The sequence below is a fragment of the Actinocrinis sp. genome, from assembly GCF_035653575.1.
Classification (GTDB): Bacteria; Actinomycetota; Actinomycetes; order Streptomycetales; family Catenulisporaceae; genus Actinocrinis.
In genome coordinates this window covers 1-13,823 of sequence record NZ_DASRBQ010000098.1, presented here as the reverse complement: position 1 = coordinate 13,823, position 13,823 = coordinate 1, and the positions used below count along the sequence as shown (strand labels likewise).

Here is a 13,823-nt window from a genome sequence, read left to right as displayed (position 1 = left end):
GGCGAACTGGTCTTCCGGCACGATCTCATCCGGCAGGCGCTGAGCGAGAGCCTGCCGGCGACAGTGCAAGACGGGCTGCGCGTACAGGCCGCACACGCGCTCGCGGACTCGGGGGCGGCGGTCGAGCGCGTGGTGCGTTATCTCTCGGACGACACCGCGCTCGACGCGCGCATGCTCGACTGGCTGGCGGGTTCCGCCGACGCGCTCGTGGTGCGCGCGCCGCGGGCCGCGGTCGAACTGCTGGAGCGGGCACGTGCCCGCGTGGATCCCGCGGATCCGCATTCCGCGGTGTTCCGGCGCCAACTGGTGCGGGCGCTGCTGTGGGTCGGCGAACCGTATCGGGCCGAGCAGGCCGCGCGCGCCGCCCTTGCCGCGGACGGGGATCGGGACGCCGAGGTCGCGCTGCGGGAGATGCTCATCCACGCCTGCTTCCAGCAGGGCCGGGTCCGGCTCGCGGGAGCGGAGGCACAGGAGGCAATGAAGCTGCCCGGCCTGACCACGGCACAGGCCGCGCGCTTCGAGTTCCTGGCCATGCAGTGCCGCTTCACCGTCGGCGGTCTCGATCCGGCGGAAGAGCCGGCCGCGCAGCGGATGATCGCGGTCGACGACGGCGAGGTGCGCGCCTACGGGCTGAGCTATCTCGGCTGCCTGCGCTTCCTGACCGGGCGCTATGCGGAGGCGCTCGATCTCGTCGAGCAGGCGCGTTCGGCGATCGCCGAACGCGACGCGCTGCCCGAGTGGACCTCGGGCAACGAGCTGAACCGGGCGATCTGCCTGGCCGAGCTCGATCGGCTCGCGCAGGCTGCGGAGGCGTTCGAGTCAGGCACCCGGCGGGCCGAGGCGCACGGCAGTTTCTACTGGTCCTGGTACCGGATGGGCGCCGCCGGCGTACACGTCCTGGCCGGCCGCTGGGATGATGCGCTCGCGGAGATCAAGGCGGGGCTGGATACCGCAGAGGCCCTCGGTCCGCGCGGGTTGAACGCCGGCTGGGGTCTGCGCAGCCAGCAGGCGCTGCTGGCAGCCCATCGCGGCGAGCTGGAAACCGCCGTCGCGTTGCTGCACACCGACGAGCCGGTGCGCCGGGAGACCTTCTACGGGTATTTACGGTTGTGGGCCGAAGCGCTGGTCTATGAGGCGCAGGACCAACCGCTCGCGGCGCTGGACCTGCTGTTCGAGGCCTGGCAGAAAGCGGGCGAGCTGCGTCTGCATCGCGGCCTGCATTATGTGTGTCCTGATATCGCCAGGCTGGCGGCGACGCTCGGCGACGCGCAGCGCGGGCGAACGCTGGCGGACGACGTGGAATCGCTGGCCGGCCCGGAACCGGTGCCCAGCATGCGGGCCACGGCCCGGCTCTGCCGAGCCCTGGTGGACGGCGATCCGGAGCTGATGCAGCAGGCTGAGCAGGACTATGCCGCCGCGGCGCGTCCGCTGTATCAGGCCTATGCCGCCGAGAACGCCGCTGCGCTGTTCGCCCGGGACGGCCGGCTGGCGCAGGCGCGGGCCGAGCTGGCGACCGCCGCAGAGCTCTACGAAGGCCTGGAGGCCCGCTGGGACCTGGCGCGCGCGGAGCAGCGGCTGCGTCGGGAAGGCGTGCGCCGGACCGGTCAGGGCGCGCGGCTGCTGCGCCCGAAGAGCGGCTGGGAATCGCTGACCGAGACCGAGCGCCGGATCGCGGCGCTGGTCGCCGAGGGAAACTCCAATCCCGCCATCGCGTCACGGCTGTTCATCTCCCGGCGCACCGTGCAGTCCCACGTGTCCAGCATCCTGGCCAAGCTGAACCTGACCTCCCGGGTGGAGCTGGCCGTGGTGGCCCATCAGCACGCCGGGGACTGAGAAACGCCGGGACTGAGATCCGGGCGGGCGCGCCGCGGCGATCCGATGCCCGACACCTCGGTGCGCCGACGCGTCGGCGCCCTGGCAGACTTGATTGCTGTTGGTCATCAGGAAGCCGCAACGATCGAAGCGCGGGGCCGCCCCGCCCGGAGCGACGGAGGACGCCGGTGCCGACACGCGCCGCACACACGGACGGCGAAGCGCGCCCGAAGCTCTCCCGCGCCACCGCGGAGGGCGAGCCGACGCTGCTGTACGTGATGAAGCAGGTTGAACTGGCGGTGCGCGCCGAGCTCGACGAGATCGCGCGGCCGGCCGGGCTGACCGCGTTGCAGTACACCGCGCTGACCGTGCTGGAGCGGCATCCGAACCTCACCTCCGCGCAGCTGGCGCGCAACTCCTTCGTGACCGCGCAGGCGATGGCGGACATGGTCGCGGCGCTGCAGGAGCGCGAGCTGATCGAGCGGCACCGGGACGAGCAGGACCGGCGCCGGCTCGTGCTCGCGCTGACCCCGCAGGGGCGCCGGCTGCTGGGCCGGCTGCGCGATCAGGTCGCGGCGCTGGAGGACAGGATGCTTGCCGGTCTCACTGATCATCAGATCCTGCAGCTGCGCTCCAGCCTGCTGTCCTGCCGTGCGGCGTTGTCCGGTCACCTGCCGCACTGAGCCGCGCGGCCGCGCCGCGCCTCCCCTCCGTCGATGATCAGGTTGCCTGTCGAAAAATAATTATCAGGAAACCTGTACGTCTCGGGTTGCTTGTGGCACCCTCGCCCCAAGGACGCAACCCACCCCGACGCAGGAGGCCACCGTTGTCCACCCCTGTGCGACTCGACACCACAGGCTCAACCGATCAAACGCACCGCCTCAGCCGCGGCACCCTGGCCGCCGCCGCGATCGCGGTGTGCGTCGCCCAGGTCGCGCTGGCCATCCCGGCCGTGCTCAACGGCCTGTTCCAGCAGGACCTGGGCACCAGCTCGGCGCAGCTGACCTGGATCTCGGACGCCTTCCTGGTCCCGGTCACCCTGCTGGAGCTGACCTTCGGCGTGCTCGGCGACCTGTTCGGGCGCAAGCGGCTGCTGGTGTCGGGCACCGCGCTGCTGATGGTCGGCCAGCTCATCAGCGTGCTCACGCCGGGCGCCGCGAGCTCGACCGGCACCAGGGTGCTGATCCTGTGGACCGGCCAGATCCTCTCCGGGCTCGGCGCCGCGGCGATCTTCCCGACCAGCCTGGCGATGGTGGCCGCCGGTACGCACACCGCGCGCGACCGCTCCCGGGCCATCTCGATCTGGGCCGCGGCCCTCTCCTCCGGCGGCTTCGTCTCCCCGGTGCTCGGCGGCTGGCTCGCCCGCTACAAGTTCGGCTCCGACGAGTTCGCCAGTTGGCGCTGGGCCTTCGTCGCCGTCATCGTGCTGGCGGCGATCAGCACGGTCGTCTCGGCGATCTGGTCGCATGACTCGAAGGCGCCGGCCGGGCGCTCGCTGGACTGGGGCGGTCAGGTCACCATCGCCGTGGCCATGTTCGCCCTGCTCTACGCGGTGATTCAGGGCCCGACCAGCGGCTGGGGCAGCGGCGGCGTGATCGCGGGCTTCATCCTCGCGGCCGTCTTCCTGGCGCTGTTCATCGCGGCCGAACTGCGCTCCCGCGCGCCGCTGCTGCGCCTGGATCTGTTCGCCAACCGCGCCTTCGCCATCGCGTCGATCGCCACCGTCGTGGGCATGTTCGCCTACCTGGGCACCGCGTACGCCACCAGCATCCGGCTCTCCGCGATCCAGGGCTTCACCCCGCTCAAGACCTCGATCGCGTTCCTGATGCTCAACGCCCTCGCACTGCTGATGGTGCCGCTGACCTCGCGAGTGCTGGAGCACTACAACCCGCGCTGGACGCTGGGCATCGGCTTCACCCTGATCGCAGGCGGCGACTTCTGGCTGACCTCGCTGTCTGCCTCCAACCTGTCCGTCGCCCCGGTCGTCGTCCCGCTGCTGCTGGTCGGCGCCGGCTTCGCGCTCGCGCTGTCGTCGGTGACCGCCGTCGCGGTCAACACCGTGCCGAACCACCTGGCCGGCATGGCGAGCGGATCGACCAGCATGCTGCGTGACTTCGGCTTCACGCTCGGACCCGCCGTCGTCGGCGCGATCGCGCTCAGCCGCGCCGCCGCCGAGATCTCGAACAAGGTCAACAGCAGCCCCGCGCTGTCCAAGGCGCTCGCGGCCTTCAACGGCTCCGCCGCCTCGGCACCCGCCGCGCAGAAGCCGCAACTGGAGGCCGCGATCGGCGCGGTCAACTCCGGTCCGCTCGGCGCCAACGCGGTGCCGGGCACGGTCACCCTGCCCAACGGTCAGACCGTGCCGTTCAACCCGCTCAAGGACGTCGCCTTCCACGCCCTCGACCACGCCTACTCCATCGGCTACCTGGTGTGCGGCCTCTCCGCGCTGGCCGCGGCGCTGCTGGCCGCGCTCGGCCTCGGCGGACGCACCCACGAGGCGATGATCAGCACCGAATCCCTCGCCGAGGATCTGACTCCGGTCGAGTGACCACCGGACGCGGCCGGGCCACGTGCCCGGCCGCGCCCCTCGCCATCACCGCCGCACGCCGGCAACGCACACCCCCCACCCTCCCGGAGGATTCCCTGCCATGCCGCAAACCACCACCGCCGCCCTCGTCGAGACCGCCGGAGCGCCGTTCTCCCTCGCCGAGGTCGAACTCGACGATCCCCGACCCGACGAGGTCGTCGTCCGGGTGACGGCAGCAGGGATCTGCCACACCGACCTGGGCGTCGCCGCGGGCGCACTGCCCTTCCCGCTGCCAGGGGTGCTCGGCCACGAGGGCGCGGGCATCGTCGAGGCGGTCGGGTCCGCGGTCACCCGGGTTCGACCCGGCGACCAGGTGCTGCTCTCGTTCACCTCGTGCGGGCGCTGCGCCAACTGCCGCGACGGGCACCCGGCGTACTGCCTGGCCTGGCTGCCGCTGAACCTGCTCGGCGGGGCGCGCGCCGACGGATCCGCGACGGTCCGCAAGGACGGCGCCGCCCTCGGCAGCCACTTCTTCGGCCAGTCCTCGTTCGCCCGCCTCGCCGTGGTGGACGAGCGCAGCCTGGTGCGCGTGCCTGAAGGCGCGCCGCTGGACCTGCTCGCGCCGCTCGGCTGCGGTGTGCAGACCGGATTCGGCGCGGTGGTCAACGTACTGCGACCGCGGCCCGGAGCCACGATCGTGGTCACCGGCGCGGGCGCGGTCGGCCTGTCCGCGGTGATGGCCGCACGGTTGACTCCCGCGACGCGGATCATCGCCGTCGACCGGGTTCCGGATCGGCTGGAGTTGGCCGTACAGCTGGGGGCCACGGACACGCTCGACACCTCGAGCCTGGGATCCGGGAGCGCGGGCCTCGCCGCGGCCCTCGCCGACCTTACCGGCGGCCACGGCGCGGACGGAGTCATCGAGACCACCGGCAACGCGCTAGTGCTCGGCGAGGCGATCAACGCGCTGGCGGTGCGCGGCTGCGCGGTCGTGGTCGGCGCTCCGGCGTTCGGCACCCAGGTGCCCGTGGATGTCAACTTCCTGCTTCCAGGGCGCACCGTCACCGGGCTCACCCTCGGCGACAGCGAGACCGAGACGCTGCTGCCGACCCTGGTCGACCTGGTCGCGGCCGGGCGGCTCCCGGTCGAGCGGCTGGTGCGGCACTACAAGTTCGAGGACATCAACACCGCCGTCGCCGACATGGTCGCCGGAACCGCGGTCAAGCCCGTGCTGACTTTCTAAGGAGCCTGATCATGCCGACCGTCGCCGCCGACGGCGCCACCGTGCACTACACCGCCACGCCGCAGACCGCCGGCGACCAGCGCCCCGCACTGGTGCTGGTCGCCGGTACCGGACTCGACGCGCAGCTCAACTTCGGACATCTCCTGGACGCCTTCACCGCGAGCCACACCGTCTACCTCCCCGACTACGCCGGCAGTGGTCTGACCGTCGAGCCGCAGGGCCCGCTGACCGTGGAGCTGCTGGCCGGGCAGATCGCGGCGGTCGCCGAGGAGGCCGCGCGGCAGTGCGGCGGCGAACCGGTCGACCTGCTCGGCTACTCGCTCGGCGCCGTCGTGGCCGCCGCGGTCGCCGCGCTGCACCCGCACCTGGTGCACCGGCTCGTCCTCGTCGCCGGCTGGCCCGGCCCGCACGACGCGCGCCAGCAGCTCTCCTTCGAGGTCTGGCGGCGCCTGGAGCGCACCGACCACGACCTGTTCACCCGCTTCCTCCAGCTGTCCTGCTTCAGCGCCCCGTTCCTGAGCGCGATCGGGGAGGAGGGCCTAGCGCAGCTGATCGCGAACGCGCCGCCGATCACCGAGGGCATGCGCCGCCACATCGACCTGGACGGCCGCGCCGACCTGCGCGACCTGCTGCCGAAGATCACCGCGCAGACCCTGGTGATCGGGCTGACCCGGGACCAGGTGGTGCCGGTGGAGCAGGCCCGTCTCGTGCACGAGGCGATCGCCGGCAGCCGCTTCACCGAGATCGACAGCGGCCATCTGGTGGTCTTCGAGCGGCCGCAGGAGCTGGTCGCCGAGGTGCAGGCCTTCCTCAACGCCTCATGACGAGTTATGACGAACTGTGAACATTCGGCGCTGCGGTATCTGGCACAGACGCATCCGGCACTCTGGCATCCGGCACTCTGACATCCGACGCTGTGACATCGGGCGCCGTGACATCAGGAACCGTGTCCAGCAGTTGCTCGGCCATCCGCCGGGCTGGCTCGTCAACCAATGCGTTGGCGGCGCGGAAGAGGTCCTCCGCGGCCGCGGCCGGCCATTGCGCGGGCAGGTGCTGCGCGGGCAGCCGCGGATCAGCGCGCACGATCTGCAGCCACTCGGTGAACAGCAGCAGCTTGGTGCTGAGCGGATCGCTCACCTCAGGGTGCTGTTTCGCCTCGGTGAGCGGGCGCCAGCGGGCCAGGAAGTCGGCGTAGCGCGCGGCCAGCGCGGGCAGGTCCCAGGTCTCCTCGATCATCCGGCCGATGTCGGTGCCGGGTTCGGCGGTGGAGCGGAAGACCTTCACATGCGCCTCGAGGCCGAGCCCGGCCACGATCTCGGCGACCTCGGCCCGGCCCGGCGCGATCCACACCCCGCCCCACAGCGGTCCGAAGCCCGCCCAGGTCAGCTGCGAGCGCAGGTCGTGCCGCTGTCGCTGCCAGGACTCGGGCAGCGAGAAGCCGAGCAGCGTCCAGGTGCCGTCCCAGTCCCGGTTGACCGCTCCGGCCTTCCAGATGCGCTCCTCGCCGTCGCGCAGGATCGCGGCCGAGCGCGCGGTCAGGCCGAAGTACATCTTGCGGCCCTCGCGCTGGCGGCTCAGCAGCCCGCGGTTGACCATACGGGCGAGGGTGGACCTGGTCGCGGGCTCGCCCACGCCGGTGCGGGCGAACACGTCGATGACGCTGCCGGAGTACACGCACACGTCCCGGCCCAGCACGTAGTTGCCCAGGAAGGTGAGCATGAGCGACTGGGGGCGCAGCGCGGTGCCCGGCTGCGCGGAATCTGCCTCCACGCAGCACAACGTACCCCGGACGGCAAAAGCTATGCACACTATTGACGGCGATAAGAGAAGTGCATAACTTCGAAGGCGGGCCGCGGCGCACGCGCGCGGCTTCGAGCAACGGCAGCGATGAGGGACAGCGAAAGGCGGCGAGGGTGACGACGCACACGGACCTGACCGGGAAGGTCGCCGTGGTGACCGGAAGCGGGCGCGGCCTCGGCCTGGCCTACGCGAAGGCGCTGGCCGCGGCCGGCGCGGCGGTCGTGGTCAACGACGTGGACCGGGAGGCGGCCGAGTCCGCGGCGAAGCAGATCGCCGACGCCGGAGGCCGCGCGGTCGCGCTGGCCGCGGCGGTCGGGCCCACCGAGACGGCCGAGGCGCTGGTCGCGGCCGCGGTCGAGTCCTTCGGCCGGCTGGACGTGATGGTGACCAACGCCGGGGTGCTGCGCGACCGCGTGCTGTGGAAGATGTCTGATGAGGACTTCGACACCGTCATCGACGTGCACCTGCGCGGCACCTTCACCTGCGTGCGCGCGGCGGTGAACCGGATGCGCGAGCAGGGCGAGGGCGGGCGCGTGATCGTCGCCGGCTCCCCGGCCGGGCAGCGCGGAAACTTCGGCCAGACCAACTACGCCGCGGCCAAGGCCGGGATCGCGGCGATGGCCCGCACCTGGGCGATGGAGCTGGCCAAGGCGCAGATCACCGTCAACGCGGTGATCCCGGTCGCGGCGACCGCGATGACGCGCACGATCCCGGTCTTCGCGCCGCATATCGAGGCGCTTGAGAACGAGGGCAAGCCGCTGCCGGACTCGCTGCGCAAGGGCGAGGGCTTCGGAACCGCCGAGGACGTAGCAGGGCTCGTGGTCTACCTCGCCTCGGACGCGTCCGCCGAGGTGACCGGGCAGTGCATCGGCATCGGCGGGGACAAGCTGGCCTTGTGGTCGCACCCGCAGGAGGTGAGCGTCGCCTACGCGGACGGCGGCTGGAGCGCGGAGGCCATCGCGGGCATCTGGCCGGTCTCAGTGGGCCGCGCCCAGCAGACGTACGGCATCCCGGCCCCGCAGCTGTGAACGCGCCGACGAGCACGGAAAGGACGTCATCAGCATGCTGAACCTCGACGACCTGGTCGCCATCGACGTGCACACCCACGCCGAGGTCTCCGACTCCGGTGCGGGCTCGCTCTCCCGCGAACTCGAGGAAGCATCGAGTTCTTACTTCAAAGTCGACGCCGAACACCGCAAGCCCACGCTCGACGAGATCGCGGCGCACTATCGGGAGCGCCGGATGGCCGCCGTGGTATTCACCGTGGACGCCGAGGCGGCGACCGGCACCCCGGCCGTGCCGAACGAGGAGATCGCGGAGGCGGCGCGGCGGCATCCGGACGTGCTGATCCCGTTCGCCTCCATCGATCCGGCGAAGGGACGCGCCGGGGCTCGGCAGGTGCGCCGCCTGGTCGAGGAGCACGGGGTGCGCGGCTTCAAGTTCCACCCGAACGTCCAGGCCTTCTACCCGAACGACCGCAGCGCTTACGTGCTCTACGAGGCGATCGAGGCGGCCGGGGCGATCGCGGTCTTCCACACCGGACAGACCGGGATCGGCGCCGGGGCCCCGGGCGGTGGCGGAATCCGGCTGAAGTATTCGAACCCGATGTTCGTGGACGATGTCGCCGCCGACTTCCCGGACCTGCCGATCATCCTGGCGCACCCGTCCTTCCCCTGGCAGGACGAGGCGCTGGCGGTGGCCACACACAAGCCGCAGGTATACATCGACCTGTCCGGCTGGTCGCCGAAATACTTCCCGCCGCAGCTGGTGCAGTACGCCAACACGCTGCTGAAGGAGAAGGTGCTGTTCGGCACCGATTACCCGCTGCTCAGCCCGGACCGCTGGCTGGCCGACTTCGCCAAGCTGCCGATCAAGGATGAAGTAAGACCGCTGATCCTCAAGCAGAACGCCGCGCGCCTGCTCGGCCTCGCGAAATCCTGATCCTTCCCCCTGTTGCCCGCGCGGATGAGCGAAGGAGCCCATCACCATGCGGAACCAAGGACTCGGCTCCTGGACGGCGCGGCGCGCGCGCAAGACGCCCAGCGCGGTCGCCGTCGTCCACGAGGAGACCCGATACACCTACGCGCAGCTGCACGAGCGGGCCACCCGCCTCGCGCATCACCTGCGCACGCTCGGGATCCGCCGCGGCGACCGGGTCGCGTTCATCGCGCCGAACCATCCGGCCTACCTGGAAACGCTGTTCGCAGCCGGCCAACTCGGCGCGGTGTTCGTGCCGCTCAACACCCGGCTCAGCCAGCGCGAACTCGATCACTGCGTTTCGGACAGCGGCGCCAGCCTGCTGATTCACAGCGCCACGTGCACCTCGGTCGCTCCGGGGCAGGTCCCGACACTCCGACTGACCATACCGATCGACGACGCCTACGAGCAGATCGTCGGCAGCGGCCCGGTCCTGGAACCGATCGACGAGCCGATTTCGCTCGACGACACCTGCCTGATCATGTACACCTCAGGCACCACCGGCCGAGCGAAGGGCGCGCAGCTCACCCACGGCAACATCACCTGGAACAGCATCAATGTTCTGGTAGACACGGATTTCGCGCACGACGAGGTCACGCTGGTGACCGCCCCGCTGTTCCACACCGCGGCGCTCAACATGACCTGCCTGCCGACGCTGCTCAAAGGCGGCACGGTGATCCTGGAGGCAGCGTTCGACCCGGCACGCACGCTGCACCTCGTCGAACGACACGGGGTCACCGTCATGTTCGGCGTCCCCGCGATGTACCAGTCCGTCGCCGCCGACCCCCGTTTCGCGACCGCGGATCTTTCGAGCGTGCGAAGCCTTCTCTGCGGCGGCGCCCCCGTCCCCGAACCCCTCATCCGCACCTACCTTGAACGCGGCCTGTCTTTCATCCAGGGCTATGGCGCCACCGAGGCGTCGCCGGGCGTGCTACTGCTCGACCGCGATCACGCCCTGTCCAAGGCGGGCACCGCGGGAGTGCCGCACTTCTTCACCGACGTCCGCGTCAACACCCTGACTGGAGATCTCGCCGAACCCGGGGAACGCGGCGAGATCGAGGTTCAGGGTCCAAACGTGATGCGCGGCTACTGGGGCGCGCCCGAGGCCACGGCGCAGGCGTTGCACGACGGCTGGCTGCGCACCGGAGACGTGGCCACCGTGGACAGCGACGGCTATGTCAAAGTGGTCGACCGCGTCAAGGACATGATCATCTCGGGCGGCGAGAACGTGTACCCGGCCGAGGTGGAAGAGGTCTTCTACAGCCACGACGCGGTCGCCGAGTGTGCGGTCATCGGCGTTCCGGACGAGCGCTGGGGCGAGGTCGGCCGCGCGATCGTCGTGCTGCGTGAAGGCGTGCCCCAGGACGATACGACGGCCAAGGAGCTGCTGGACCACCTCGTCGGCCGATTGGCCAAGTACAAGATCCCCAAATCAGTGATCTTCACCGACTCGCTGCCGCGTACCGGCGCCGGCAAGGTCCTCAAGGCCAAGCTCCGCGAACTGCACGGCTCGCTTTAAGGACCGCGCGACCACCCGCTTCCACCCGCCCCAGAAAGGCCCCCGCATGCCCCGCATCGCCACCGGACTCGACGAACTTCGCGCCCTGGCCGGCACGGACCTCGGCCACACCGACTGGCTTGAGATCGCCCAGGACCGGGTGGACACCTTCGCCGACGCCACCGACGATCACCAGTGGATACACGTCGATCCGGAACGCGCAGCGACCGGTCCGTTCGGCGGCGCCATCGCGCACGGCTACCTGACCCTCTCGCTGATCATCCCGCTGTTCAACCAGCTACTGGAGATCTCCGGCGTATCGATGAGCCTGAACTACGGACTCGAGCGGGTGCGCTTCCCCAGCCCGGTGCGGGTCGGCGCGAAGATCCGGCTGCGCGGCACGGTGGATTCGGTCGAACCGGTTGCCGGAAACGGCGTGCAGATGCAGCTCACCTTCACGGTTGAGATCGAGGGCGCGTCAAAGCCCGCCTGTGTCGCCCAAGCGGTCTACCGCCACTACGCCTGACTTCCCTCACCATCGCAGCGATAGGAAACGCCCCATGCCCGCCATCAGAACCGAGATAACCCCGCCCTCCGGCGACCTGTTCATCAACGGCGCGTGGACCGAATCCGCCGCGCACCGGGACATACTCGACCCCTCGACCGGCACGGTGATCACCGCGGTCGCCCAGGCCGGGCCGAAGGAAACGGACGCTGCGATCGCCGCCGCGCGCCGCGCCTTCGACGAGGGACCGTGGCGCGCGATGGCTCCGCGCGAGCGTGGCAGGATCCTGCTACGCGCGGCCGAGATCCTGCGCGGGCGGGCCGAGGAGTTCGCCCGGCTCGAATCCCTGAACACCGGCAAGCCGATCACGTTCAGCCGCGTGGTCGACGTGGCCACCACCATCGACCAGATCGAGTACTACGGCGCGCTCGCGGCGGGCATCGAGGGCGCGACGCGGCGTACCGGCGCCCCGGCCTTCGCCTACACGCGCCGGGAGCCGCTCGGCGTGGTCGCGGCGATCACCCCGTTCAACTTCCCGCTGATCCTCTCCTCCATCAAGATCGCCCCGGCGCTCGCGGCCGGCAACACCGTCATCCACAAGCCAGCCGAGGAAACGCCGCTCACAGCCCTCCGCATCGCAGAAGTCTTACAGGAAGCCGGCGTCCCCGACGGCGTGTTCAACGTGCTGCCCGGCGACGGCGAGGTCGGCCAGGCACTGGTCCGCGACCCCCGCGTGGACAAAGTCGCCTTCACCGGCTCCACCGCGATCGGCCGCTCCATCGCCGCCGAAGCGGCGCAGACCCTCAAGCACGTGACGGTCGAACTCGGCGGTAAGAGCGCGAACATAGTCTTCGCGGACGCCGACATCGAGAAGGCGATCGGCACAGCGATCGCAGGATTCGTCTTCAACACCGGCCAGTTCTGCATGGCCGGCACTCGCCTGCTGGTCCAGCGCCCCGTATACGACGACGTACTCGCCGCGCTCTCCGGTGCGATCGGCCACGTCCCGCTCGGCGACCCGTTCGACGAGGCCACGGTGATCGGCCCGATGACCGGCCCGCGCCACCTGGCCAAGGTCCGCGGATTCCTTGACCGCGTGGGCCAGACCAGCGCCAAGCCGATCACCGCGGATCTCCCAGACCTGGCCTCCGACCTGTCCGCAGGCTTCTGGACCGCCCCCACCGTCCTCGCCGACGTGGACCAAGACTCGCCCTTCGTCCAGGAGGAGATCTTCGGCCCGGTGCTCACCGTGCAGCCCTTCGACACCGAGGAAGAGGCAATACGCCTGGCCAACGGCACCGCGTACGGCCTCGCGGCCGGCTTGCAGACCACGAACATCGCCCGCGCGCACCGGGTCGCCGAGCAACTGCGGGCCGGCATCGTGTGGGTCAACGGCTGGGCGCTGCTCGACGCCGCGATGCCGTTCGGTGGCGTCCACCAGTCCGGCTACGGCCGCGAAGGCGGGCCGGAGGGCCTGGACGAGTACCTCCAGACCAAGTCCGTCCTCGTCGCCCTCGACTGACCCAGCCTCCGCCGCGACCCGCGAGCCTCCGTTACCAGCACACGCACCAGCACCAGCCCGGAGGCTCGCGTCGTCGCCCTGCCTCTCCCCTACGCGTCCATCCCATCCAAACCTGAGGCGTCCGGCAGCGGGTCGTAGGAACCGTCGTCGCCACCGCCGTATCCGCCGTCGTCCATACCTGCGGCAGGGCCTGAGGAGTCGCTCATACCCGGATCGAAGTCGCCGGGCAGGTCGGAACCGTCGCCACCCAGGCCGAAGGGGGCCATCCCAGGGTCGTCGAAGATGCCGCCGTCACCGCCGTCCAGGCCACCCAGGTCTAGGTCGCCGCCCTCCAACAGACCGCCAGCGTCGCCTTCCCCCAACGCCGTGCCACCTGCCTCGTGCTCGCCCCCACCCGCCTGGTGCTGCCCACCACCTGCCGCCTCGTGATGCTGCTGACCCCCCGCCGCCTCGTGATGCTGCCCACCACCCCCCGCTGCCTGGTGCTCGCCCCCACCCGCTTGGTGCTCACCACCCGCGTGATGCTGGCCACCCTCTCCCGCCTCGTGATGCTGCCCGCCACTCGCCGCCGCGTGCCCGGCCTCACCGCCATGGGACCCCGGAACTGCTTGCTCGAAGCCGCCCGCAGCGCCGTCCAGTAGCCCACCCAGCCCCGGAACACCCTCGCCGCCGTCACCGCCCTCGCCGCCCAATGGGTCACCGAAGGGGTCATCAAGTCCCTGCCCACCATCGCCCAGCGGGTCGCCGAACGTATCGTCCATGCCTAGATCGTCACCGCCGCCGTCGCCCAGCGGGTCGTCGAGTCCCAAGCCACCGTCCAGCGCCGATCCGGCCTGGTCCGCGAGCTCGTCCATTGTCAGTTCCCTTCCTTAACTGGCGGCAGCCGACAGCACGTCCGACGCCGTGGTGGCCTTCTCCACAGCAGTCAGCCCCTGATCG

The 13,823-nt window shown here is 70.7% G+C and carries 12 protein-coding genes; 10 read left to right on the top strand and 2 right to left on the bottom strand.

Annotation, left to right across the window (positions count from 1 at the left end):
* From VFA06_RS14060 to VFA06_RS14040, 5 genes are all read left to right on the top strand, one after another.
* Nucleotides 1-1,833, top strand: a 1,833-nt coding sequence (locus VFA06_RS14060; protein ID WP_324840992.1) for a LuxR C-terminal-related transcriptional regulator, incomplete at its 5' end; no start/stop codon positions are given.
* 257 nt (nt 1,834-2,090) lie between these two features.
* Nucleotides 2,091-2,495, top strand: coding sequence for a MarR family winged helix-turn-helix transcriptional regulator (locus VFA06_RS14055; protein ID WP_349260180.1), 405 nt, complete (start codon nt 2,091-2,093; stop codon nt 2,493-2,495).
* Nucleotides 2,496-2,638: 143 nt separating this feature from the next.
* Nucleotides 2,639-4,360 (top strand): MFS transporter, encoded by a 1,722-nt coding sequence (locus VFA06_RS14050; RefSeq protein WP_324840990.1) that lies wholly within the window; start codon nt 2,639-2,641, stop codon nt 4,358-4,360.
* Nucleotides 4,361-4,460: 100 nt separating this feature from the next.
* Nucleotides 4,461-5,582: an NAD(P)-dependent alcohol dehydrogenase gene (locus VFA06_RS14045; protein WP_324840989.1), complete on the top strand. Its 1,122-nt coding sequence runs from the start codon at nt 4,461-4,463 to the stop codon at nt 5,580-5,582.
* 11 nt (nt 5,583-5,593) lie between these two features.
* Nucleotides 5,594-6,406, top strand: coding sequence for an alpha/beta hydrolase (locus VFA06_RS14040; protein ID WP_324840988.1), 813 nt, complete (start codon nt 5,594-5,596; stop codon nt 6,404-6,406).
* A gap of 4 nt (nt 6,407-6,410) precedes the next feature.
* Here VFA06_RS14040 and VFA06_RS14035 read toward each other — a convergent pair whose 3' ends face one another.
* Nucleotides 6,411-7,352 (bottom strand): PaaX family transcriptional regulator C-terminal domain-containing protein, encoded by a 942-nt coding sequence (locus VFA06_RS14035; protein ID WP_324840987.1) that lies wholly within the window; start codon nt 7,350-7,352, stop codon nt 6,411-6,413.
* 143 nt (nt 7,353-7,495) lie between these two features.
* Between VFA06_RS14035 and VFA06_RS14030 the strand changes: the two genes are divergently transcribed.
* The 5 genes from VFA06_RS14030 to VFA06_RS14010 are packed head-to-tail and all read left to right on the top strand — an operon-like array spanning nt 7,496 to nt 12,884.
* The gene (locus VFA06_RS14030; RefSeq protein WP_324840986.1) at nt 7,496-8,410 is read left to right on the top strand and encodes an SDR family NAD(P)-dependent oxidoreductase; all 915 of its coding nucleotides are present in this window, start codon (nt 7,496-7,498) and stop codon (nt 8,408-8,410) included.
* Between the two features lie 34 nt (nt 8,411-8,444).
* Nucleotides 8,445-9,323, top strand: a complete 879-nt coding sequence (locus tag VFA06_RS14025) for an amidohydrolase family protein (protein ID WP_324840985.1) — start codon at nt 8,445-8,447, stop codon at nt 9,321-9,323.
* Nucleotides 9,324-9,369: 46 nt separating this feature from the next.
* A complete protein-coding gene (locus VFA06_RS14020) occupies nt 9,370-10,878 on the top strand; it encodes a long-chain fatty acid--CoA ligase (RefSeq protein ID WP_324840984.1) in 1,509 nt (502 codons plus the stop codon).
* Nucleotides 10,879-10,924: 46 nt separating this feature from the next.
* A complete protein-coding gene (locus VFA06_RS14015; protein WP_324840983.1) occupies nt 10,925-11,383 on the top strand; it encodes a MaoC family dehydratase in 459 nt (152 codons plus the stop codon).
* Between the two features lie 34 nt (nt 11,384-11,417).
* Complete coding sequence (locus VFA06_RS14010) at nt 11,418-12,884, top strand: aldehyde dehydrogenase family protein (protein WP_324840982.1); 1,467 nt, start codon at nt 11,418-11,420, stop codon at nt 12,882-12,884.
* Nucleotides 12,885-12,973: 89 nt separating this feature from the next.
* Here the strand turns inward: VFA06_RS14010 and VFA06_RS14005 are convergent, their stop codons facing one another.
* The gene (locus VFA06_RS14005; RefSeq protein ID WP_324840981.1) at nt 12,974-13,738 is read right to left on the bottom strand and encodes a hypothetical protein; all 765 of its coding nucleotides are present in this window, start codon (nt 13,736-13,738) and stop codon (nt 12,974-12,976) included.
* Nucleotides 13,739-13,823: the final 85 nt, after the last annotated feature.